The 22,495-nt window shown below is 72.6% G+C and carries 20 protein-coding genes; 4 read left to right on the plus strand and 16 right to left on the minus strand.

Annotation, left to right across the window (positions count from 1 at the left end; genetic code table 11):
• Positions 1-10 precede the first annotated feature (10 nt).
• From CLV40_RS07905 to CLV40_RS07930, 7 genes are all read right to left on the minus strand, one after another.
• Complete coding sequence (locus CLV40_RS07905) at positions 11-1,396, minus strand: dicarboxylate/amino acid:cation symporter (RefSeq protein WP_104478167.1); 1,386 nt, start codon at positions 1,394-1,396, stop codon at positions 11-13.
• 34 nt (positions 1,397-1,430) lie between these two features.
• On the minus strand, positions 1,431-1,526 hold the full coding sequence (locus tag CLV40_RS40525; protein ID WP_342752250.1) for a putative leader peptide: 96 nt from the start codon (positions 1,524-1,526) through the stop codon (positions 1,431-1,433).
• A 63-nt stretch (positions 1,527-1,589) separates the two neighbouring features.
• Entirely contained in the window at positions 1,590-2,213 is a 624-nt protein-coding gene (locus CLV40_RS07910; RefSeq protein ID WP_104478168.1) for a Maf family protein, read from the minus strand.
• Positions 2,214-2,317: 104 nt separating this feature from the next.
• The gene (locus tag CLV40_RS07915; RefSeq protein WP_104478169.1) at positions 2,318-4,141 is read right to left on the minus strand and encodes a Xaa-Pro dipeptidyl-peptidase; all 1,824 of its coding nucleotides are present in this window, start codon (positions 4,139-4,141) and stop codon (positions 2,318-2,320) included.
• Between the two features lie 11 nt (positions 4,142-4,152).
• A complete protein-coding gene (locus tag CLV40_RS07920; protein WP_245931159.1) occupies positions 4,153-5,769 on the minus strand; it encodes a DHA2 family efflux MFS transporter permease subunit in 1,617 nt (538 codons plus the stop codon).
• Positions 5,770-6,318: 549 nt separating this feature from the next.
• Positions 6,319-7,611: an ATP-binding protein gene (locus CLV40_RS07925; protein ID WP_104478171.1), complete on the minus strand. Its 1,293-nt coding sequence runs from the start codon at positions 7,609-7,611 to the stop codon at positions 6,319-6,321.
• 6 nt (positions 7,612-7,617) lie between these two features.
• Complete coding sequence (locus tag CLV40_RS07930; RefSeq protein WP_104478329.1) at positions 7,618-8,286, minus strand: response regulator transcription factor; 669 nt, start codon at positions 8,284-8,286, stop codon at positions 7,618-7,620.
• Positions 8,287-8,325: 39 nt separating this feature from the next.
• Between CLV40_RS07930 and hisN the strand changes: the two genes are divergently transcribed.
• Positions 8,326-9,102 carry a histidinol-phosphatase gene (hisN, locus tag CLV40_RS07935; RefSeq protein WP_104478172.1) on the plus strand — a complete coding sequence of 259 codons (777 nt, stop codon included), beginning with the start codon at positions 8,326-8,328 and terminating at the stop codon, positions 9,100-9,102.
• Here hisN and CLV40_RS07940 read toward each other — a convergent pair.
• The 7 genes from CLV40_RS07940 to CLV40_RS07970 all read right to left on the minus strand — a co-directional run bounded on the left by CLV40_RS07940 (position 9,099) and on the right by CLV40_RS07970 (position 15,618).
• Positions 9,099-9,362: a hypothetical protein gene (locus tag CLV40_RS07940; protein ID WP_104478173.1), complete on the minus strand. Its 264-nt coding sequence runs from the start codon at positions 9,360-9,362 to the stop codon at positions 9,099-9,101. The two genes, hisN and CLV40_RS07940, sit on opposite strands and share 4 nt — an antisense overlap.
• Positions 9,359-12,229 (minus strand): glycohydrolase toxin TNT-related protein, encoded by a 2,871-nt coding sequence (locus tag CLV40_RS39350; protein ID WP_245931160.1) that lies wholly within the window; start codon positions 12,227-12,229, stop codon positions 9,359-9,361. The genes CLV40_RS07940 and CLV40_RS39350 overlap by 4 nt, the downstream gene beginning before the upstream one ends.
• A 10-nt stretch (positions 12,230-12,239) precedes the next feature.
• On the minus strand, positions 12,240-12,554 hold the full coding sequence (locus tag CLV40_RS07950) for a WXG100 family type VII secretion target (RefSeq protein ID WP_104478174.1): 315 nt from the start codon (positions 12,552-12,554) through the stop codon (positions 12,240-12,242).
• Positions 12,554-12,982 (minus strand): YbaB/EbfC family nucleoid-associated protein, encoded by a 429-nt coding sequence (locus CLV40_RS07955; protein WP_104478175.1) that lies wholly within the window; start codon positions 12,980-12,982, stop codon positions 12,554-12,556. Before CLV40_RS07955 ends, CLV40_RS07950 begins: the two co-directional genes overlap by 1 nt.
• Before the next feature lie 205 nt (positions 12,983-13,187).
• Positions 13,188-14,129: a hydroxymethylglutaryl-CoA lyase gene (locus CLV40_RS07960; RefSeq protein ID WP_104478176.1), complete on the minus strand. Its 942-nt coding sequence runs from the start codon at positions 14,127-14,129 to the stop codon at positions 13,188-13,190.
• Positions 14,130-14,131: 2 nt separating this feature from the next.
• Positions 14,132-14,701 (minus strand): PH domain-containing protein, encoded by a 570-nt coding sequence (locus tag CLV40_RS07965; protein WP_104478177.1) that lies wholly within the window; start codon positions 14,699-14,701, stop codon positions 14,132-14,134.
• Between the two features lie 110 nt (positions 14,702-14,811).
• Positions 14,812-15,618, minus strand: a complete 807-nt coding sequence (locus tag CLV40_RS07970) for a biotin--[acetyl-CoA-carboxylase] ligase (RefSeq protein ID WP_104478178.1) — start codon at positions 15,616-15,618, stop codon at positions 14,812-14,814.
• A gap of 170 nt (positions 15,619-15,788) precedes the next feature.
• On the opposite strand from CLV40_RS07970, the gene CLV40_RS07975 reads away from it, so the two are divergent.
• Both CLV40_RS07975 and CLV40_RS07980 read left to right on the plus strand, forming a co-directional pair.
• On the plus strand, positions 15,789-17,426 hold the full coding sequence (locus CLV40_RS07975) for an acyl-CoA carboxylase subunit beta (protein ID WP_104478179.1): 1,638 nt from the start codon (positions 15,789-15,791) through the stop codon (positions 17,424-17,426).
• A gap of 155 nt (positions 17,427-17,581) precedes the next feature.
• Entirely contained in the window at positions 17,582-17,827 is a 246-nt protein-coding gene (locus CLV40_RS07980) for an acyl-CoA carboxylase epsilon subunit (protein ID WP_104478180.1), read from the plus strand.
• A 587-nt stretch (positions 17,828-18,414) separates the two neighbouring features.
• On the opposite strand, the gene CLV40_RS07985 is transcribed toward CLV40_RS07980, so the two are convergent.
• Together CLV40_RS07985 and CLV40_RS07995 are read right to left on the minus strand one after the other, a co-directional pair.
• Positions 18,415-18,960 (minus strand): GtrA family protein, encoded by a 546-nt coding sequence (locus CLV40_RS07985; RefSeq protein ID WP_104478181.1) that lies wholly within the window; start codon positions 18,958-18,960, stop codon positions 18,415-18,417.
• Between the two features lie 24 nt (positions 18,961-18,984).
• Positions 18,985-21,267, minus strand: coding sequence for a sigma-70 family RNA polymerase sigma factor (locus tag CLV40_RS07995; protein ID WP_219823926.1), 2,283 nt, complete (start codon positions 21,265-21,267; stop codon positions 18,985-18,987).
• A gap of 240 nt (positions 21,268-21,507) precedes the next feature.
• Between CLV40_RS07995 and CLV40_RS08000 the strand changes: the two genes are divergently transcribed.
• Positions 21,508-22,302, plus strand: coding sequence for a GGDEF domain-containing protein (locus CLV40_RS08000; RefSeq protein ID WP_104478182.1), 795 nt, complete (start codon positions 21,508-21,510; stop codon positions 22,300-22,302).
• Positions 22,303-22,495: the final 193 nt, after the last annotated feature.

Genomic DNA, 22,495 nt, shown 5'->3' on the forward strand with positions numbered 1-22,495 from the left:
CGAGTGCGGCTCAGGCGGGGACGGGTTCCTTCTCGGCGCGCGGGGTCTCCGCCTCGACCGGCCCGTCCAGCAGTGGCGGCGCGCTCGGCGTGTGCAGCACCTTGTCGTCGAGCAGGCCCTCCGAGCGCGAGACCAGCACCGGCACCACGATCTGCCCGCCCACGTTGGTCGCGGTGCGGATCATGTCGAGGATCGGGTCGATGCCGATCACGATCGCCAGACCGGTCGCCACCGCCTCCGGGGGCAGGCCGATCGTGCTCAGGGTCAGGGTCAGCATGCTGAACCAGCCCGTGGTGCCCGCGGTGGCGAAGGAGCCGAACACCGCGACCAGCACGATGCCCGCGTACTGCCAGAAGCTCAGCGAGATGCCGAACAGGTTGGCGATGAAGATGGTGGCGATGGCCGGGTAGAGCGCGGCGCAACCGTCCATCTTGGTCGTGGTGCCCAGCGGCACGGCGAACCCGGCGTAGCCGGGCTCGACACCGAGGTTGACCGCGGTCTGGCGGCTCAGCGGCAGCGTCGCGCCCGAGGAACGGGAGACGAACGCGAACTGGAGCGCGGTCCACGACTTGGCGAAGAAGGTGAGCGGGCTGACCTTGCCCACGAACCGCAGCAGCACCGGGTACACCACGAACAGCACCAGCGCCGCCGCGATGTAGACCGCCGCGATGAGCGAGAGCAGCCGGGAGACGAAGGTGTTGCCGTAGGTGGCGAACGCGTGGCCGATGAGGCCCAGCACGCCGATCGGCGCCAGCTTGATGATCCAGCCGAGCACCTTCTGGATGATGTCGAACACGGCCCGGTTCACCGCGACGAACGGCGCGGCCTTGTCGCCGAGCGCGTAGGTCGCGACGCCGATCAGCACGGCGACGAACACGACCTGCAGCACCTCGCCCTGGGCGAAGGCGTTGACGATGTTCTCCGGCACCAACCCGTTGAGCACGGTCAGCCAGTCGCCGGGGGTGCGGCTGGCGATCTTCTCGACGTTGGCCGCGCTCGGCTCGATGGTCAGGCCCTTGCCCACGCCGCCGATGAGCCCGACCGCGATGCCGATGAGCACCGCGATGAGCGAGGTGATCCCGAACCACAGCAGCGTCTTGCCGCCGAGGCGGGCGGCGGTGCGCGGCCCGCCGAGACCGCGCAGGCTGTTGACGCCCACCACGATCGCGGTGAACACCAGCGGGATCACGGTGAACTGCAGCAGGCTGGTGAAGATGTTGCCGATGGTGCTCAGGGTGGTGTCGAGCCACTCGGCGCCGGTCTGCTTGGCCACGAAGCCGAGCACGGCGCCGAGCACCAGTCCGGCCAGCACGGCCAGTCCGAAGTAGAGGGTTCGGCGATTGGCCCGCTTGGCGGGGTCCACGGGGGTTTCGGGTTGTTCGGGCGCGCTGGACATGGGTGCTCCAGGGTGGGGGAGGGAGATGCGGGTGTCAGGCGGTGGCCGCGCGCGGACACAGCGAACTCGCCTGCCGTCGCAGGTCGACGTGCAGGCGCTGGGTCAGCGCGACACCCGGATGGGACCTCACACCCGGATCAAACCAGGTCGGCGGTGTGGAACTTCCCGTCTCACCCGGAGAGCGGTATCACTCTCACTTGGTGGAACGCCACAGGTCGGTGACGCTCACCCCGATGGCGGAGAGGAGTCGCCGGGTCAGCGGCAGGCTGATCCCGATGACGCTCGACGGGTCGCCGTCGATGCCGTCGACGAACCAGCCGCCGAGCGAGTCCAGGGTGAAGGCGCCCGCCACCTGCAGCGGCTCCCCGGTGGCGATGTAGGCGTCGATCTCGGCGACCGTGGGGGAGGCGAAGCGCACGACCGTCTTCTCCGCGGCGATCGCCGAGTCGGCGATCACGCCGTGGCGCACGCGCAGCACGGCGTGGCCGGTCAGCAGGGTGCCCTCGCCGCCCGCCATCTTCAGCCACCGCGCCTTCGCGACCTCCGGCGTGCCCGGCTTGCCGACGAGCTGCCCGTCGAAGCGCAGCATCGAGTCGCAGCCCACCACGACGGCGTCCTCGACGCGCTCCAGGTCGCCCACCACCGTCCGCGCCTTGGCCTCCGCCAGCGCCGTGACGACCTGCTCGGGGCTCGCGTTCGGCAGACCGGCGATGACCGCGTCCTCGTCCACACCGGACACGCGGACCACGGGCTCGATCCCGGCGGCCTTCAGAACACCAAGGCGGGCAGGGGATTGCGAGGCGAGTACGAAGCGCACCGGATGAGCCTACGGGTCGGTTGCCGACAACCGCCACTTGGTTCACGTGGCTTCTTGCCCACGGTGCTCCGAGTGGCGGTTGTGGTGTTCCTGCGGGATCCCGATCAGATGGAACCGACCAGCGGCACGCGCAGGGACGTCTTCGACAGGTCCACCACCAGGCGCGGCGACGAACCGGCCGCGGCGATGTAGCTGCTGTCCGTGCTGCCGATCACCAGCCCGAGCCGGTGCCCGGCGGGGATCGTCTGGTCGGTCGTGGCCAGGTTGAAGGTGATCGTGTACTGGGTGCCCGGGCTCAGGTTCCGCCGGGTCTCCAGGCCCGCGTAGTGGCCGAGGTCCGACCAGCCGCGCGCGATCACGTTCTGCGTCACCGACGTGGTGTTGGCGGCGGTGTCGAGGTAGCAGGCGCTGTCACCCGTCGCGCTCTCGCCCCAGCACGACCGCGTCGACAGGGTGCGGATGCCCTCGCCGGTGGCCCGGTAGTTGCGGATCGTGGCCGGGCCGTAGTCGACGAGCACAGCGCTCACCCGGGCCGCGCTGCTCGACGAGGTGGCCGTCACGGTGATCTGCGAGGTGCCGGAGATCCGGATCGGGCTGCTGAGGGCACCGGTGCGGTAGGCGAGCCGGGACGCGGACGTGGCGGTGGGGTTGTTAATCCAGTCGTACTCGCCGATCTTCGGGTTGTCGGTGAAGGCGGCGGTGGTCCCCGACGGCGGCGCGGTGGCACCCAGGGTGCCGACACCCGCGGTGCCGCTGGGCGTCAACCGCAACGTGGTCGTGCTCTTGGCCGGCGGCCAGGAGCTGTCGTCCTCCCACACGTCCGGCGACTGCTCCACAGTGGACCCCGGCTCGTCCTCGACGCCGTTGTCGATGCCCACCAGGTAGTGGTCGAACCACTTGTGCAGCGTGTCGACCCAGACCTGGCGCCGGTAGTCGAACGGGTCGACGTGCCCGGTCTGCGACAGCCAGATCTTGCGCTCGACCGTCGGCGGCAGCGCGTTCCACCACTGTCCGAAGTTGATCGTCTTGACGTTGAGGTCGTTGAGCCCGTGCACCGCGAACACGCTGGCCTTGACCCGGGACGCGCTCTGCACGTAGTCCCGTTCCCGGTACATCGCGGTGTAGTCGCCGGTGCTCGGCGAGCCGTTCGTCAGCGTCGACTTCACCGACGCGCAGTTGGCCGCGCCCTGCGCGTTCTCCACCACCTGCGTCAACCCGGTCGGGCTGCCGCTGGTGAAAGTGGCCCCGGAGGCGCGGTAGTAGTCGTACCAGGAGCTGATGGCGCCGATCGGCACGATGGTCTTGAGCCCGTCGACGCCCGTGGCGGCGACGCCGTTGGCGATCGTGCCGTCCCACGACTTGCCGATCATGCCCACCGCGCCGCTGGACCAGCCCGCGGTCTTGGTGGCGGTGCCGGTGGCCGTGGTGTAGCCGGTGGCGCGGCCGTTGAGCCAGTCGATGACGGACTTGGCGGAGGCGATCTCGGAGCGCCCGCCGATGTCCACGCAGCCGTTGGAGCGGGCGGTTCCGGAAAGGTCGACCAGGACGACCGAATAGCCGCGCGGGACGAAGTAGTTGTCGTAGTGCAGCGGGAACTGGATGGGTTTGCCCGCGCTGTCGTAGGTCTTCTTCTGGCTTTCGTTGCCCCGGCCGAGAGTGGCGTAATAGGGGCTGGCGTCCATGATCACCGGAACGCCGGAGGTGACCTCGCTCGGCCGGATGATGTCCGCGGCGACGCGCACGCGGGCGCCGTTGGGAGCGGACAACCCGGTGTCCACCCACACCGTCTCCCGGATCGCGTTCGCGTAGGAGTAGGTCGGTTCCGTGCGCTGCAAGGGGTTCGGGGCGGCCGATGCCGGGACGACCAACGCGCCGAACCCGGCGACGATGGCCACGGCCAGGGTGAGCGCGGATCGCCGTATTGCCATGCGTGCAGACGCTACGGACCGATTCGTCCGCTCGGCAGTCCCGAGTTTTTCGCGTTACCAGTTGGCGGCACCCGGATACCGGACGCGCTCAGCATGCCCAGCACCAGCACCACGACCGGCAGGACCAGCGTCGCCTTGGCGGCGTTGGTGAAACCGAGGTCGTAGGCGTTGGTGGCCAGTTCGCGTACCCGCTCGGCGACCGTCGGCGACCAATCGGACGGCACGGTTGGTCCGTCGCCGCCGAACTGGCTCGCGGTCTGCGCGGCGGCGGTGATCCGCTCGATGAACTCGTCGGCGTAGCGCGGCGGCAGGAACCGGGCGTACTCGCGGGCCGCCGCCGGGACCGCGAAGCCGAGGCCGACCTGGAGCAGCAACCCGGTGGTCGCGCTGCCCAGCACCCCGCCCACCTGCCGCGCGGTGTTGAAGACCCCGGACGCGGCGCCGACCAGGTGCGGCGGCATGCCGAGGGTGGCGGCGGCGGTCAGCGGGGAGAACACCAGGCCGATGCCGATGCCCGCGACCACCAGCCCGGGGACCAGTGCCCACGGGTCGGTGCCCGGTTCGGCGAGCACCGCCAGCACCACCGTGCCCAGCGCCAGCCCGGCCAACCCGGTCATGATCACCGTCCGGCCCTCGACCCGCAGCGCCCGCCCGGCGACCAGCGCGGCGGCGCCCGCCGCCACGGCCATCGGGGCGCACAGCAGCGCGGAGGCGAGCGGGTCGAGGCCGAGCACGGACTGCACGTAGATGACCAGCGGCAGGAACATCCCGGTGGTCGCGAACCCGAGCGCGGCGTGGGTGAGGTTGGCGGCCCCGAACATCGGCGAGCCGAACAGCCCGGGCGGCACCAGCGCGTCGGGGTTGGTCCGCGAGCGGCGCTGCCACGCGGCGAACCCGCCGATGAGCAGCAGACCCGCGCCGATGACCGGCAGCACGCCGATCGGGCCGACGATCGCGCCCCAGTGGTAGTGCTGGCCGTTCTGCAACCCGAACACGAGCAGCGCCAACCCGGCCGAGGCGAGCACGGCCCCCACCGCGTCGACCCGGATCCGCCCCGACGGCCGCCAGTCCGGCAGCAGCGCGATGCCCAGGACCAGCCCGACGAGCCCGATGGGCAGGTTCAGCAGGAAGATCCACTGCCAACCGACGTTCTGCACGAGCAGACCGCCCACCACCGGCCCCGCGATCGTCGCGACCCCGGACACCGCCCCCCAGACGGCGATCGGCGCGCCCCGCCGCTCGGCGGGGAAGAGCCGCGTGATGAAGGACAGCGTCTGCGGCGTCATCGCGGCCGCCCCGAGCCCCTGCACGGCCCGCGCGGAGATCAGCGAGGCGGCCGACGTGGACAGTCCACACCACAGCGAAGCGCCCAGGAACAGCACCAGCCCGACGACGAGCACCCGCTTCGGTCCGAAGCGGTCACCGAGTCGGCCGGTGAGCAGGAGGGGGACGGTGTTGGCGAGCAGGTAGACGCTGTTGACCCAGATGATCTGGTTCAGGGTGGCGTCGAGGTCCTCGAGCATCGCCGGGATGGCGACGGTGACGATCGTGGAGTCGAGCATCACCATGAAGAAGCACGCGCACAGCGCGGCAAGCGCCACCCAGGGGTTGCGCACCCCACCACTCATCGACCGGCTCCCAGCTCACGGGCCGCGGCACCGGCCCGGGGAAAGCCTAGGTGACCGCCCGGCCTCCCGGTCGGTCCGGTCCTGGAACGGGGCGTGGCTCGTGACCTTGGCGCGCCTCCGGCCCCCGGTGTCAATTCTACCGGCGAGCACGGACAGTGCCAGCGGATGATGATCAAGCTTGTGGACAACTCCCGGCGGCGGTTCCGCCCTGGGAGAACCGACCCGCGGTCGAGTGGCCACCCGGCCTCGGTGATCAGCTCGGCTGCCCCATCACTACCGACAATCGCCTGCTCGCCCCACAGGCAGCAACGCGAACTAGTGACCGTTTCGCCTCGAACCAAGCCGCCGCGACTCCCGGTCGTCTGTCCACAGGCTTGATCATCTTCGGTTCGGAATGTCGGTCCCCTTCGCTGGAATGGATAGTGGGGGCCGGAGGCGTCCGCCGAGGGTCGCCGAGTGTCTCCGAGCCATCCACGAGCTTGATCATCTTCCGCCGGAACCGCAGGTGCTCGCCGGGAAACTTGATTCCGGGGCCGGAGGCGTGCCGGGCTAGCGCGGTGAGCGTTCGGTGGGCCAGCGGACGCCGCGGACGTTGCCCGCTTTGGGGACCGGCAGGAACACCGTGAAGGTGGCCGGGCGGGCGATGGACAGCTCCAACCTCCCGCCGTCGGAGTCGACGAGGGCTCGGGCCAGGGCCAGGCCGAGGCCGGTCGAACCCGCGCCGGACACGCCCCGTTCGAAGATGTGCGGGGCCAGGTCGTCGGGCACACCCGCGCCGCCGTCGGTCACCTCGATGACCACCGTCTCCCCGCCGACCGCCTCGCCGCCCCGCGCGGAGACGGTCACCGTGCCGTCGCCGTGGCGGTAGGCGTTGTCGAGGAGGACGCCGACCGCCTCGCGCAGGCGCGCCGGGGTGACCCTGGCCAGCAGGCCCGGTGCCAGCCGCAGGCGCAGCGACCGGCCCTCCTGCCGCAGCAGTTCCCGCCACTCGTTCGCGATGGCGGTCAGTTCCTGGGGCAGGTCGACCGGTTCGGCGCCGACCGCGCGGGCCTCGCGGGCCGCCGCGAGCAGCTCGTCGAGCACGTCGGCCAGGCGTTCCGCCTGGTCGAGGGCTTCCCTGGCCTCGCTGGCCGCGTCGTCGTCGGGCATCATCGCGAGGGCCTCCAGGCGCAGCTGCAGGGCCGTCAACCGGCTGCGCAGCTGGTGGGACACGTCGCCGACCAGGTCCCGTTCGCGCTGCACCAGCTGCGCCAGCGCCAGCGCCGAGGCGTCCAGGGCCTCCGCGACCATGTCCAGCTCGGGCAGGCGGTACCGGGTCCGGTCCAGCCGGAAGTCGCCCGCGCCCAGCTTGCTCGCCCGGTCGGCCACGTGCCGCAGCGGCCGGGCCAGCCTGCGGGCGGTCACCATGGCCACCACCGTGCCGACGGCGATGGTCAGCACGACCACCAGCGCCACCACCGCCGCGACCTGGGCCTGGCGGGTGCGCATCGGGCCCGCGTCGATGGTCAGCCGGATCCGACCCTTCTGGATCATCACCGCCTCTTCGGAGATGGTGTCCCCGGTCAGCGGGTCGCCGAGGTGCAGCTCGACCTCGCCGGGCATCGTCACCGTCAGCTGGCCCCCCTTGGGCACGGCGAGCTGCACCACCGACAGGTCCGTGATGTCGTGGTTCTGCGCGATCTCGTCGTCCAGCGCCGCGGTGATCTGCTGGGAGCGGGACATCAGGTCCGCCCGGGTGACGCTCTCCACCATCTCCATCGCGCTGTAGCCCAGCGGGATGCCCAGGGCGCACGCGGTGACCGTCACCGCGAGCAGGATGGCCAGCAGGATGCGGCGGCGCACGCCCGGCTACTCGGCGTTGAACCGGAAGCCGACGCCGCGCACCGTCGCGATCCGCCGCTCGGTGGACTTCGGACCGCCCTCGCCGAGCTTGCGGCGCAGCCACGACATGTGCATGTCGAGGGTCTTGCTGGTCTTGAGCTCCGGGTCGCTCCACACCTCGGTGAGGATCTCCTCGCGGGTCACCACCTGGCCCGCGCGCTGGATGAGCACCCGCAGCAGCTCGAACTCCTTGTTCGCCAGGGTGATCTCCACGCCGTCCACGGTGACCACGCGCGCGGCGAGGTCCATCCGCACCCCGTTGACGTCGATGGCGCCCGGGGCCTGCCTGCGCAGCAGCGCCCGGATCCGGGCCAGCAGCTCCGCCAGCCGGAACGGCTTGGCCACGTAGTCGTCGGCGCCCGCGTCGAGGCCGACGACGAAGTCCACCTCGTCGGCCCGGGCGGTCAGCATCAGCACCGGGATGCCCCGGCCCGCGGCCCGCAGCCTGCGGCACACGTCCAGCCCGTCGATCCCGGGCAGGCCCAGGTCGAGGACCAGCAGGTCCGGCTGGCCGGTCGAGGCCACCTCCAGTGCGGAGTGGCCGTCGCCGACGACCCGCACCTCGTACCCCTCGCGGTGCAAGGCACGCGACAGGGGGTCAGCTATGGCCGCGTCGTCCTCGGCCAGCAACACCACGCTCACGGTGTCCAGGGTAGGCGTGACACGATCGCGCCCGTGTCAAGCGACGACCTGAATTCCGCCCTCCGGTTGGCTGACGCCGCCGACGCCATCACCCGGGCCCGCTTCCAGGCGGTCGACCTGGTGGTTGAGCGCAAGCCCGACCGCACCCCGGTGACCGACGCCGACACCGCCGTCGAGGACGCGGTGCGCGCCGTGCTCGCCGAGTCCTACCCCGCCGACGCGGTCGCGGGCGAGGAGCGCGGCGGCGCGGTCGGCGCGGGCCGGGCCTGGGTGCTCGACCCGATCGACGGCACCAAGAACTTCCTGCGCGGCGTCCCCGCCTGGGCCACGCTCATCGCGCTGGTCGAGGACGGCACCCCGGTCGTCGGCGTGGTCAGCGCCCCCGCCCTGGGCCGCCGCTGGTACGCCGCCCGCGGCGAAGGCGCCTGGACGGTCCGCGACGGCGGCGAGCCCCGCCGGATCTCCGTGTCCGGGGTGCGGTCTCTGGACGACGCCTACCTGTCCACCACGGACATCAACTCGTGGGTCAAGTACCACTCCCGCGAGCGCTACCTGGCGCTCACCGAGGCCTGCTGGGAGACCCGCGCGTTCGGCGACTTCTGGCAGCACTGCCTGGTCGCCGAGGGCGCCATCGACCTGGCCGCCGAGGCCATCGTGAACCCGTGGGACGTGGCCCCGTTCCAGGTGCTGGTCGAGGAGGCGGGCGGCCGGTTCACCGACCTCGGCGGCGCCGTCCGCTACGACGGCGGCTCGGTGCTCACCTCCAACGGCCACGTGCACGACGCGGCCCTGGACCTGCTCCGCCGCTAGCCGACCGCCGTCGGCAGCACCCCGACGGCACCCCGCACGACCTGCGACCAGGTGAGCCTGCCGAACAGGTAGTGGCAGGCCACCTGCTCGTTGTCGAACCGCGCCCAGTCGTAGCGGTTGCCCTGCTCCCGCCAGAACACCTCCCAGCCGGACTCGTCCCGCACCAGGCACCACGCGTTGTCGGCCTCCGCGCCGACGGACACCACCCCGGCGGGGATGCCCACGGCGGCCAGGTACCCCAGCACCGTCTCGGCGTTCACGACAGCTCCTCCAGGAATCCGAGCGCGACCAACTCGGCGGCGCTGTGCGTGGTGCGGTACCGCTCACCGCTTCCGGGCTGCCCGAACCACGGCGCCGACACGGCCCGCCACACCGGCAGCGGCTGCCGGACCCGGTAGCGCCGGTACCCCGCCTCGCGGTGGGTGGGCGGCAGGGACCGCCGACGGTAGGGGGTGCCGTCGACGCTGAAGACCCGGCCGTCGGGGGTGCCGAACCGGTCGACCAGGGTGTCCTCGGCGAGGAGCAAGGGCTCGCCGGGGGCGGTGCCGCCCTCGGGGTAGAGCTCACCCGGCGGCCAGGCGTACTCGGGACCGTCGGGGTGGACGAGGAACCGCCGGTCCCAGTCGCGCTCGTGGGCACCGGCGAGGGGGTCGTAGTCGGTGAGAAGGGCACCGGGGTCGGTGCCGTCGGTGGGCGCCGGGTGCGCCACGGGCGTCGCGGAGTCGACCAGGACGGAGTCGGGGTGGTCCCCCGGCTCGAACCGCAACCCGGCCGCGTAGTCCTCCTCCTCGACCGGCGCCGCCACCTGCCGCGCCGGTCGGCTGGTGGCGACCGGGAGGTGACCGATGGGGAAGAGGTGGACCAGCAGGAAGGGCTCGAATCCGGTGGCTGCCCGCGGTGCGGGCTGGGCTGGAGGGGATTGCTGAGGGGTGGGCTCGGCGGGGTGCTGGACACCGGAGAGCCGCCCGGGAGCGGGGTCCCCGGGCTGCCTGCTCGGCTGGTCGGCGCCGGTCGTGGGACCGGGGCTCGGGTGGCCCGCGCCGCCGTGGCCGGGATTCGGCTGGGCGGTGCGGTGTGCCGGTGCTTGCCGATCGGAGTTCGGCAAGCCACCTGTCCGGGCTCGGGAGTCCGGGTGGTCGCCTCCGGTGACCGGGCCCGCTTGGCCGGTGCGGTGGCGGGAGTCCTGGTCGGTGCCGGTCGTGGGGCCCGCTTGGTGTCCGAGACCTTGCCGGTTGGCGTGGTCGCCGCCCGGTTTGGCGGTCGTGTTCGGCTGGCCGGGTGCGGAGCCGCGGGGTTGCGCTGGACCGGCGTCCGGCTGGGCGGTTCCGGTGGGGCGGCCCGTGGCGCCGAGCGCTCCTGTGGAGCCGCCGCCCAGGAGGGTGGTGGGGATGGGGGCGGCGAGGAAAGCCGGGGCCGCGGGGTCGGGGTGGTCCGACTGTTCCGGCTGCTGCTCGTGGCGGTCGGTCGGGTTGGCCGGGGAGTGCGGTGCCACACCCGTCTGCTTGCCGGGGGCGGGCGAACCACCCGACTCGGCCTTGCCGCCGGGCGTGCCGCCGCCGGTCTGGGCGGCCGCGCCGGGGCGGGCGGGTTGTTGACCTGTCGACGGCGGTGCGTCGGCGCGGGGAGCGAACGGCTGGGCGGGGAGGGCTGCCGGGCGCGCGGCCGGAGTGGGCGCTGCGGGCGCTGCGGGCGCGGGTTGAGCGGGCAGGCCCAAGGCGCCGGGTTGGGCGGTCGGTGCGTGGCTCGGCGCGCCGGTGCCCAGGACGTTCGCGATGGGGGAGTTGGTCGGGGCGCTCGCGGTCGGTTGGGCGAGGTGGGCGGGGGTGTCGAGCACCGCCGCCGAGGCCGCCTGGACCGTGTTGACCGGGACGTCGGTCGTCAGGGGCGGGAGCTGGGCGCCGGTGCCGTGGTTGACCACCGGGGCGGACGCGGAATCGACCACGGCCGGGATGGCGTCGGTCGTGCGCTCGATGGCCCCCGTGGCGTGGTCGAGAGGGCCGGCGACCACGTTCTGGACGACGCCGGCGGTGTGGTCGTGGGCGCCGGTGGCACCCACTGTGTGATCGACAGCGCCAGTGGTGTGGTCGAGAGCCCCGGCGGCGGTGTCTCGGATGGTGCGCGTGGCGTGATCGAGGGTGTCGACCATTCCGGTAGTCGTGTCTCGGACAGCGCCGACGGTGTGGTCGAGAGCGCCGGTGGTGTGGCCGAGGGCGTTGCCCGTGGTGTTGACGGCCCCGGCAGCGGTGTCTCGGACAGCTCCCACCGTCTGGTCTACGGCGCCGGTTGTCGCGTCGACGGTGTGGTGGACCGTGTCCAGCAGCGGCTTGGCCGCGTGCAGCGGGGTGTGGTCGACCACACCGGATGCCGTGTCCAGGACAGCGCCCGTGGTGTTGGTGATCGTGTGGGTGACGGCGCCGGTCGTGTTGGTGACGACCTGGAGCGGGGAACCGGACACCGCGCCTGCCGTGTGGTCGACCGTCTGGTGGACCGCGCCGACGGTCTGGTCGACGGTGTGCGTCAGCAGGTTCGTCGTGTTGCCCAGCAGGTTGGGCAGCCCGCCTCGACCGTCCACAGTGGTCTGGTGCGTCGCGCCGGGGTTGGCGTTGACCAGGTCCGCCGCGGGCAGGGCCGCGCCCGTCGACACCGATGTGCGCAGCGCGTGGTTGATGTTGGCCACGTTCGCCGCCGTGGCGTTGATGGCCGTGGTCAGCCCCAGTTGCGCGTTCGGGTGCCCGGCCGCCGCGGCGGTGTTGGCCGCGTCCGCGTTCTTCGCCAGCGCGACGAGGTTGCGGACGATCTCCACCTTCGCCGCGCCGATCTGCTCGGCCGCGTGTTCCAGCCGGTCCGCCGCCGCCTCGCAGCCGTTGACCGGTGACGTCAGGTGCCCCGTGTCCGGTTGGACGAAGGTCGACCAGTGCCTGCCCGCCGCGGTCGCCGCGTCGCCTTCCACGGTGGACAGCGCGGAGTGCGCCGCGCTGTCCGCGTCGCCGGTCAGCGTGGCCAGGCTGGTTCCCGCGTCCCGCCACGCCCTGGCGGACTCGCGCATCCGGTCCTCGTCGGCCTCCGGCCAGCGCACGCCCGCCGCCGCGGCGACGTCGACCAGTTCCGGTGGTAACTCGATCCCCATCACGCCTCCCCTAGACGTCGACGGAACCCAAGGCGCGGGTGTTGGTGGTCTCGGTATCCGCGTACGCGCGGGCGGTGTCGCGCAGGCGGGTGCCGACGTCGTCGAGCTTCGCGGGCAGCGCGCCGACCTCGGCCAGCGTCGCGTCGGCGGCGCGCACGTGCGTCGCCGCGAACGCCTGGCCGATCTCGTCACCGCCCCAGCAGGACCCGGCGGCGGCCAGCCGGTCGGCCAGGTCGCGGTGGACCGCGCCCACCCGCTCGGCCAACCCGTCGAACCGGCCAGCCCGCTCGGCCAGGCGCGCGGTGTCGGCGGTGAAGCGATCCATCACGACCTCCCCGACTCCAGCCACTTCACGTTCTCGAAGCTCTCCTCTTCGACCGGCGGCCGCGGCGGCACCAGGTCGACGGGCGCCAAGTCGGCCGTGCCGCGCAACAGCGCCTCCGGGTCGGTGCCCGACGGCAGGACCGGCGCCACGGCGTGCCCGGCGGCCCGTGCGGCGAGCGCGTCCGCTGCGGTCGTCGTGCGCACGATCACCGCGGCCAGTTCGGCGGGCCGGTACACCCGGTACGCGTCGTCGCGCAGGTGCAGCCCGGTGAGCCCACCCTGCGCCGACACGGTGGCCGTGACGAGCCCGCACGGGCTGGTCGCCGACTCGTTGATCGCGGCCAGCGCGCGGTGCACCTCGGCCAGCTGGTCGCGCCCGCGGCGGTAGTCGGCGAGGAGGTCCTCGACCTGGGCTCGGTGGTCGGCCAACGGTTCCTCCGCTGCTGCTCTACAGCTGCTGTTCTTCGACTGCCGGACACGAGACGTCGGACATGGGTGCGCGTTGGACGCGCCACCCCCGACACCGGTTCCCGGCCAGGTGGGTGAAAACCGGGAAAAGTCCTCGGGTCCCACGTGGAGCCGGTGTGGACGAGGAGCGGTCCACAAGAGACAAACGAGCGGGGGCGGCCCTGGGTTACCCCCTGAGGGCGCGGACCACCCTTGACGGGCTGGGGCGGCCGAGGCGTTCGGCCATCCACGCGCTGGTGTCGGCCAGCTTGTCCAGGTCGACGCCGGTTTCGACGCCCAGGCCGTCGAGCATCCAGACCAGGTCCTCGGTGGCCAGGTTGCCCGTCGCGGACTCCGCGTACGGGCAGCCGCCGAGGCCGCCCGCCGACGAGTCGACCGTCGTCACGCCCAGGCGCAGGGCGGCGAGGGTGTTGGACAACGCCTGCCCGTAGGTGTCGTGGAAGTGGACCGCCACCCGGGACGTCGGCACCCCGGCCGCGTTCACCGCGCCGATCACCGACTCGACCAGGCCCGGCGTGGCCACGCCGATGGTGTCGCCCAGGGAGAGCTGCGAGCAGCCCATCTCCATCAGCCGCCGACCGACCGCGGCCACCTGGGCGGGCGGCACCGGCCCCTCCCACTGGTCGCCGAAGCACATCGACACGTACGCGCGCACGTCGAGCCCCTCGGCCCGGGCCCGGGCGACGACCGGCTCGAACATCGCGAACTGCTCGTCCAGCGTGCGGTTGAGGTTGCGCTTGGCGAAGGACTCGGTGGCGCTGCCGAAGACCGCGATGTGCCGCACCCCGGCGGCCAGCGCCCGGTCCAGCCCGCGTTCGTTGGGCACCAGCACCGGGTACGAAACACCCTCGGCGCGCGTCAGCCGGGCCAGCAGGTCCTCGGCGTCGGCCAGCTGCGGCACCCACTTCGGGTGCACGAAGCTGGTGGCCTCCAGCACGCCCAACCCGGCCGCCGCCAACCGGTCCAGGAACTCCAGCTTCACCTCGACCGGCACGACCGCCGACTCGTTCTGCAGCCCGTCGCGGGCGCCGACCTCCCAGATGGTGACCCGCTCGGGCAGCCCGTCGGTCCGCGCCCGCGCGGGCAGGCCGACCTCGCGCGCCCCCACGCCTAGCGCCGTCCCTGGTAGCCCTGGTCGGGGAACTCGCGGGTGCGGTCGTGGCCGCCGCGCGGCTCGGGGCGGTGGAAGTCGTCGTTCGGGTTGTCGTTGACCTCCCGGTAGAGCAGGGTGTGCACCTTCTCCACGTTCGGGATGTCGTCGAACTCCAGCGGCTCCTGCGAGCTGGACTCGATGATCAGCGTGCCGCAGCCGACGATCCGGTCGATCAGGCCGTGCTCGAAGCGCACGCTGCTGATCCGGGCCAGCGGGATGTCGATGCCGGTGCGCTTGACCACGCCCATCCGGAACATCACGCGGTCGGTGGTGACGATGAAGTGGGTGGTGCGCCACCGCACGAACGGCGCGAGGAAACCCCAGATGACGATCACCAGGGCGACCGCGCCGATGATGATGTACGCGATGTTCGCCCACGACAGGTCCTGGGCCAGCACGCCGAGCGTGATGCCGCCGCCGATGGCGACCAGCAGGATCACGTAGGGCAGCAGCAGCATCTTCCAGTGCGGGTGCTTGTGCAGCACGACCTGCTCGCCTTCACTGAGCACGTCGTCGGGGTAGGCCACTGCTCCTCCAAGGATCCGGCGGGCTCCAGATCATCATTGCCGACGCGGTTACCGTACTCGCCGGAACCCCGTCCGGGCGGCGCGGTTCGCGGATTGGTCCGGTCGTCGGGTCATGAACCGGGGCGCACGTGCACCACGTCACCGGCCGACACCGTCCTGGCGGTACCCGCGACGTCGATGACCAGTTGCCCGTCGGCGTCCAGGTCGGTGGCCAGGCCCTGCAGGTGCGCGCCGTCGGGCAGTTCCACCCGGACCCGTTGGCCGAGCGTGGCGCAGGCGTCGCGGTAGTGCGTGAGCAGGCCGGACGTGGCCAGGTCGCCCCGGGCGCCGCGCCAGGACCGCTCGGCCTCGTCGAAGGCGCGCAGCAGCGCGATGGCGACGGTGGTGCGGTCGTCGGTGCCGCCCTGCTGGGCCAGCGACGTCGGCGGCAGCCCGCCGGGGCCGACCGGGACGCCGTCGGGCAGGGGCGCCACGTTGAGGCCGATGCCGACCACCACGGCCGGGTGCTCGTCGGCGGTCGCCTCGGCCAGCACGCCCGCGCACTTGGCCAGCTCGGGACCGGCGAGCAGGTCGTTGGGCCACTTCAACGCGGCGGACACCCCGAGGTGCCGGGCCGTGCGCACCAGGGCGACCCCGGCGACCAGCGACAACGCGCCGAACCTGGCCGTCGGCACGCCCGTCGGCCGGAGCAGGACGCTGAGGTAGAGGCCGGTGGCCGGTGGCGACACCCAGCTGCGCGCCCGGCGACCGCGGCCCGCGGTCTGCTCCTCGGCGAGCAGCACGGTGCGGTCCGGCGCGTTCGCCGCCGCGGCGGCGACCAGGTCGGCGTTGGTCGATCCGGTGGAGGGGACCACGTCGACAGCGGTGTAGGTGCCGGAGAGCGCGGACCGCAGGGCCTCGACGTCGAGAGCTGCCATGGGTCAAGGGTAGAGCCGGCCCCCGGACCCGACCGGTCGGAGCGGAACGGCCCGGTCCGGGGGCGGCGGGTGCCAGCCTGGGACCTCCAGCGCGCTGGAGGTCAAGCCCGGCCCGGTGTGGTCTACGCCTCGGACCCGGGGTAACAGGCGGGTCGCTAGGCTCCGAAGCCATGAGCAGCGCGACCGAGCCCATCGGGTCACCGTCGGATGCCGAGCCGGACCTGCGCACAACCGCGGGAAAGCTCGCCGACCTCTACGCGCGCTACGACGAGGCCGTGCACGCGGGCTCGGCGCGCGCCGTGGAGAAGCAGCACGCCAAGGGCAAGCACACCGCCCGCGAGCGCATCGACCTGCTGCTCGACCCCGGCTCCTTCGTCGAACTCGACGAGCTGGCCCGGCACCGCTCGACCGACTTCGGCCTCGAGAAGAACCGCCCGTACGGCGACGGCGTGGTCACCGGCCACGGCACCGTCGACGGCCGCCCGGTGTGCGTGTTCAGCCAGGACGTGACCGTCTTCGGCGGCTCGCTCGGCCAGGTCTACGGCGAGAAGATCGTCAAGATGATGGACCTGGCGCTCAAGACCGGCCGCCCGCTGGTCGGCATCAACGAGGGCGGCGGCGCGCGGATCCAGGAGGGCGTGGTCTCCCTCGGCCTCTACGGCGAGATCTTCCGCCGCAACACCCTGGCCTCCGGCGTGGTCCCGCAGATCTCGCTGATCATGGGCGCGAACGCGGGCGGGCACGTGTACTCGCCCGCGCTGACCGACTTCATCGTCATGGTCGACCAGACCTCGCAGATGTTCATCACCGGCCCGGACGTGGTGAAGACGGTGACCGGCGAGGAGGTGACGCTGGAGGAGTTGGGCGGCGCGCGCACGCACAACACCAAGTCCGGCGTCGCGCACTACATGGGCGCCGACGAGGAAGACGCGATCGGGTACGTCAAGGAACTGCTGTCGTACCTGCCGTCGAACAACCTGTCCGACCCGCCGGTGTTCCCCGGCTACGCCGACGACGGCGGCCTGGTCGACAACCTGACCGACGCCGACCGCGAACTCGACACGCTGGTCCCGGACTCGGCCAACCAGCCCTACGACATCCACGAGGTCATCAACCGCGTCCTCGACGACGGCGAGTTCCTCGAGGTGCACCCCCTGTTCGCGCCCAACATCGTCGTCGGCTTCGGCCGGGTCGAGGGCCGCAGCGTCGGGGTCGTCGCCAACCAGCCGACCCAGTTCGCGGGCTGCCTCGACATCGACGCGTCCGAGAAGGCCGCCCGCTTCGTCCGCACCTGCGACGCGTTCAACGTGCCGGTGCTGACCTTCGTCGACGTGCCGGGGTTCCTGCCGGGCACCGACCAGGAGTTCGGCGGCATCATCCGGCACGGCGCGAAGCTGATCTACGCCTACGCGGAGGCCACGGTCCCGCTGGTCACCGTGATCACCCGCAAGGCCTACGGCGGCGCCTACGACGTGATGGGCTCCAAGCACCTCGGCGCGGACATCAACCTGGCCTGGCCGACCGCGCAGATCGCCGTCATGGGGGCGTCTGGGGCCTCGAACATCCTGCACCGCCGCACCCTCAAGGCGGCGCTGGACGCGGGGGAGGACGTGGACGCCCTGCGCGCGAAACTGGACCGGGAATACGAGGACACCCTCCTCAACCCCTATTTGGCGGCCGAACGCGGTTACGTGGACTCGGTCATCCCGCCGTCCCACACCCGCGGCCACATCGCCCGCGCCTTGCGCCTGCTGCGCGACAAGCGCGAATCCCTGCCCCCGAAGAAGCACGGCAACATCCCGCTCTGACGGGTGTTCCCGGGGGCCATTCCACCCCCGGGTTCCCCATTGTTCGCAGGTTGTCCACAGGCCCCGAATTCGATCTTCGTTCCGGTCGGTGCCCGCGACTAAAATGGAAACCGGGGGGCCGACGGCCGCCCAAGATCGAAATCAAGGGAGTACCGGTGCCCGACGATCCCGCCGCTAGCGAACCCACGCCCGAGCCCCGCCCCCTGCTCCGCGTGGTCAAGGGCACCCCGGACCCGGCCGAACTGGCCGCCCTCGCCGCCGTGATCGCCGCCGCCCCGGCAGCCCAACCCGCTGACCCGACCCCGCAACCCCCCAGCGCCTGGTCCGACCGAGCCGCCGCGACCCGCCGACCGCTACCCCACGGCCCCGGCGCCTGGCGAGCCTCAGCCTTCCCGCGCTGACCTCACGACGCCGGCCTGCACGCATCTGCCAGCGCTGGCCCTCCCGCCCGGTTGCCCGGCCGTTCCCGCGTTGCTCGCCCGGTGCCAGTCGTCCTGCGTCGACTGCTCCGGCGCCTGCTCGCGCCTGACCTGTCGGTGTCAGCCTTCCCGCGCGACGGTCGCCGGGAGTTGGCCTCCCGCGTGACCTTCCCACTCGGTCTCCCGGCATCTGGCTTCCCCCGCGATGCTCTCCCGCCGCCGATCGCCGCGCCCGTTGTCGATCTTGGCTGCGTCCGGATCAGGCGCTTGTCCACATGCCCCGAAGCTGTCCACAGCCTGGCATCAAGCCCTCCGCTCGCTGCTCCAACGCCGATAGAATGGAAATTAGGGGTTCCCCTGTCGAGGGGACCCCTCGCGGGCGTTCGGACGCGGCCAGGCGATGACGCACTCGGTCGAGGAAGGCCGCCGGTGGATGGCCCTGGTTCGAGACGTGATGGGCGTGGCGCGGAGCGGATCTCGGCCGGGGCGACGGTCCGGGCCTGTCGGCCGTGCCGGAGTGGCGGTGGCTCGTCAGCCGAGCGCGGGGCTCGACCCCGGCGAACGCGACCTCAGGCCGCGCGTTCCTCGTCCGGGGGCGGGACCGGGTGCAGGGCCCGCACGCGGGCCCGCGCCTCGGCGTCCGGGAAGACCCACTTCTTGAAGGCCCACCAGCGGAACACCATCGCCACCAGGGTCCCCAGGATGATGCCGAACCCGAAGTCCGCCACCTCCTGGGTCAGCAGCGTCACGTTCGGGACCTGCAGGTGCAGGAAGTACCGCGACACGTACAGCGGCAGCGCGTTGAGCCCCACCCCGATGCCGCTGATCAGGAAGAACAGCGCCGCCTCGTGCGGCCGCTCGCGCCCGCCGCGGTCCCGGAAGGACCACTCGCGGTTGAGGATGTAGGACACGATCGTCGCGATGATGACCGCGATGATCAGGGCCGTCACCGGGTTGCGGTTGAGCACCGTGAGCTTGAGCGCGTAGTTGATCGCGTTCGTCACCACGAAGCAGATGCCGCCGACCACCGCGAACTTGAGCAGCTCGCGGTGCTTGATCAACTGCGCGCGCACCGGAGCGGGCAGGCGGGCGAACAGGGAGTCGACAACGGCCATGGCGGCGGAGTCTATCCGCCGAGTTCATCCGGATGGCGTAGGCCGGCTATCGGGAGTCGCCTTCATCACCCGACGGCAACCGTCGCCGTTTCCCGCGCCGATCGAGATATCCACGCACAACAGCGGTTTCGAAGTCGGTTCCGGCTTCGACGACGGCTTTGTCGCGTCCGTCGGTTTATCCGGTTTACCCGAATGCTTGCAGCAATGGTCACCGCAGCACGGCGGGTGGTGTTTCTTCGGCAGCCGCACCGACGTCGTGTCCGACGCCGTCCCGAGCACCGCCGTGATCTCGACCTCGCGCTTGCCGCCGGACAGCGCGCGGGTCTCGTCCTCCTCGTCCGGCGCGCGCCCGGTCGTGGCCACCACCGCGACGCGCTCACCCGGCGCCAGCGGGCTCGCGCTCGTGCACGTCAGCTCGGACCGCTCGCGCACGCACGTCATCTCGCCCGAGGTCGGCACCTGCCGCAACCGGCCCGCGAACGTGATCGACACGGTCTTCGTGCTCTCGCCGGTGTTCGTCGCCGACGCCAGCACCCGGGTGTCGCGGCCCCGCTCCTGCTGCTGCACCTGGGCCCGCACGTCGACCCCGTCGGTCAGCGGCACGACCTCGATGCTGATGGTGAACTCGATCGTCTCCCCGCCCGCCGACAGCGAGCCGACGGTCTGCGCGGTCAGCCGGGCGTCGTCGGCGACCAGCCGGAACACCAGGGTCGTCGAGGTGCCCGGCTCCAGCCCGGTGCCGGTGCCGCAGGTGATCGTGCCGGTGCCGCCGCCGCAGCGGACGGTCTCCGGGGCCAGGGACGCCACCCGCGCGGTCGAGTCGCCCCCGGCGGGCAGCGCCCGCACGCCCGTGGGCAGCGGCAGCCGCGCCACGACCGGCTCGGACACGCTGCCGCCGTCGTTGCGGATCGTGATCGGCACGTCGGTCGGCGTCCCGGGGCGCAGCGACACGCCGTCCGCCGGGCTCTGCGCCACCAGCCGCGCGGGCTCGGGCGGCTCGGTGGTCGGCGGTGTTGTCGTCGGAGGAGTGGTCGTCGGAGGAGTGGTGGTCGGGGGAGTGGTGGTTGCGGGAGGCGTAGTGGCCGTCGGCGCGGGTGCGGTTGTCGTAGTAGTCGGAACCGGCTCCTCGGCCTCCTCCGCGTCGGGCTCTGAGTTGGTCGGCGGTTCCTCAATCGGCACGATCACGGGAGTCGTCGGCGTGGTGGTCGGTGGCGTCGTGGTGCGCGGTGGCTGCGTCCTGGTGGTCGCGGGTGGCTTCGCGACCTCCGCCGCGGGCACCTCCTGGTTCGACGGCGTCGCCGCGAACCCGATGACCACCGCCGTCACCAGCGCCACGCCGGACGCCGCCACGCCGATGAGCTGCCGGGGCACGCTGGTGAGCACGCTGATCACGCCGCCCGCCCCGCCGCCGGACGAGCCCGCCGCCGCGCCGCCCGCCACCGCGGCCGTCGCACCGGCCACGGCCGCCGACCCCGCAGCGACCCCGACCGCCGCCTTGCCCGCCGCGGCCAGGTACCCGGCCGCCGCCAGCGGACCCAGCACCAGCGGCGCGATGAACAGCCGCAGCCCGCTGTTGACGTCCGCCAGCTCCGCGGCCAGCGCGCGGCACCGCTCACACTCGTCGAGGTGCGCCTCCACCTGCGCGGTCTCCCGCTTGGACAGCCCGCCGCGCACCCACGCGCCGAGCCGGTCGGCCGTGGCCCGGCAGCGCTCGTCGTCGCTCTGCGCGAGGTGCACCTGCAGGTACGCCTGCTTGAGGCCCTCCCGGGCCCGGTAGGCCAGCGCGGACACGCCGTTGGGGCTCAGGCCCAGCAGCGGCGCCACCTCGGCGGGCGACTGGCCCTCGATCTCGGTGTGCCAGAGCACCGCCTGCCAGCGCTCGGGCAGCTTGGCGAAGGCCTGCGCGGCCAGCGACCGCTCCAGCCCGGCCACCGCGGTGTCGGAGAACGGGACGCTGACCGCGTCCTGGTTGATGCCGCTGACCTGGGACACGTCGTCGGAGTACTCGACCTTGCGGTCCCGGCGGGTCTTGTCGTAGGCGGTGTGCCGCAGCGCGGTGAGCAGGTACGCGCGGAAGGCCGCGTCCGGGCCGCGGCCCTGCTTGAGGGTCTCCAGGACCTTCGCGAACGCCTCGGACACCAGGTCGTCGGCCTCGGCCTGGGAGCGGGCCAGCTGGCGGGCCAGGTTGCGCGCGGCACCGACGTGGCGCTCGTAGAGCGAGCCGTACGCCGCGACCGTGCCCGCTCGCACCGCGTCGATGAGGTCGCCGTCGCTGGGACCGTCGGCCTCGGCCGGAACCGTCGTCACCGTGCTCCCCTCAAGCGCCGACACCTGTGCCGCGACCTAGTGTGACGGATGCTCACCCGCGCGTCACCTACCCCTCACGCGGGGGAGGGATGCCCGTCGGGTTGCGCCCGCACCCGGAATTCACCCGATCCGCGTCACAACCGCAACCCGGGGGCGTCTGCACCTGTGGAACCGGCGAAGGGAACCGAGGCTGTGGTCGTACGAGAAGCGGGGTCGCGGTGGCGCCGTGCGGGAGTGGACATGAGCCGCGACGGTGCTGACTGGTCGATGCGCAGCCTGCGGTCCCGCTGGCGCACGGTCAGCCTGACCGGTGGGTGGCGCTTCCCCAGCGACTGGGGCGTGCCCGAGGTCGACGACGTGTGCGCGGCCGTGGTGACCGGCGGGGACCTGGTCGGCGCGCTGCGCGACCTGGCCAGGGCCCGGGCGTACGCGGGGGTCGGGCTGGAGGAGGCACTGGCCGACCTGGCGGCGCTGTGCGCGGTGCTGGAGGCCCCCTCGGGTACCCGGGCGGCCGCCGACCCCGACGCCACCCCGCCCGCGCTGCTGCGCGCCACCGCCGTCGCCTGGGCCGACGCCGCGTTGGGCCGCCAGTACGCGCCGGAACCGACCGACCCGCTGTCCGGCCAGGCCACCGCCGACTACCTGCGGGTCCGCCTCGGCGAGGTCTACGCCCGCGGCAGGCGCGACGGCGTCTGCCCGTCGGACCGGTACGTGCTGCTGGTGGTCACCCTCGACCTGTCCGGCGTGGTCGGCTGGCCCCGCCTCATGGCGATGATGCTGGTCGGCGACGTCCTGCGGTCGGTGTTCGACGGCGGCGAGAGCGTGGCCGTCCTGGGCTCGTCGGTGGCGGTCGTGCTGGCGGAGCGGGAGCCCCGCCTCGCGGGCCGCACCGCCGACGCCCACACCCTCATCGCCGACCGCCTGGCCATCGACACCGACCTGGGCCGCTGCGCACCCCCGGAAATCCGAGTCGAACCCCTCCCCACCACCGAACCCGCCGCCCTGCGGCTGGTGCACGAGGTCAGCCGCGCCTGAGGCGGTGCGCGAGCTCGACCACCCGCGGGTCGGTCGGGTGCTCCCGGGTGCGACACCCTGACCGACACCACGCTCTACATCGACACGGGCGAAGATCCTGGCGACCCGAAGGTCAGCGTGTTCGGGCGCTTCCCCGACGGGACCGCCGTGACCGTCACGGCGCCGCTGTCCACGGACGACGTGGCCCGTGCGG

The sequence above is a fragment of the Actinokineospora auranticolor genome (assembly GCF_002934265.1).
Taxonomy (GTDB): domain Bacteria; phylum Actinomycetota; class Actinomycetes; order Mycobacteriales; family Pseudonocardiaceae; genus Actinokineospora; species Actinokineospora auranticolor.

Coding starts and splice junctions, on each gene's coding strand:
- CLV40_RS07975 (WP_104478179.1), top strand. CDS start 15,789: ATGAGCAGCGCGACCGAGCCCATCGGGTCACCGTCGGATGCCGAGCCG.
- CLV40_RS07970 (WP_104478178.1), bottom strand. CDS start 15,618: ATGGCAGCTCTCGACGTCGAGGCCCTGCGGTCCGCGCTCTCCGGCACC.
- CLV40_RS07905 (WP_104478167.1), bottom strand. CDS start 1,396: ATGTCCAGCGCGCCCGAACAACCCGAAACCCCCGTGGACCCCGCCAAG.
- CLV40_RS07920 (WP_245931159.1), bottom strand. CDS start 5,769: ATGAGTGGTGGGGTGCGCAACCCCTGGGTGGCGCTTGCCGCGCTGTGC.
- CLV40_RS07950 (WP_104478174.1), bottom strand. CDS start 12,554: ATGGATCGCTTCACCGCCGACACCGCGCGCCTGGCCGAGCGGGCTGGC.
- CLV40_RS39350 (WP_245931160.1), bottom strand. CDS start 12,229: ATGGGGATCGAGTTACCACCGGAACTGGTCGACGTCGCCGCGGCGGCG.
- CLV40_RS07915 (WP_104478169.1), bottom strand. CDS start 4,141: ATGGCAATACGGCGATCCGCGCTCACCCTGGCCGTGGCCATCGTCGCC.
- CLV40_RS08000 (WP_104478182.1), top strand. CDS start 21,508: ATGAGCCGCGACGGTGCTGACTGGTCGATGCGCAGCCTGCGGTCCCGC.
- CLV40_RS07985 (WP_104478181.1), bottom strand. CDS start 18,960: ATGGCCGTTGTCGACTCCCTGTTCGCCCGCCTGCCCGCTCCGGTGCGC.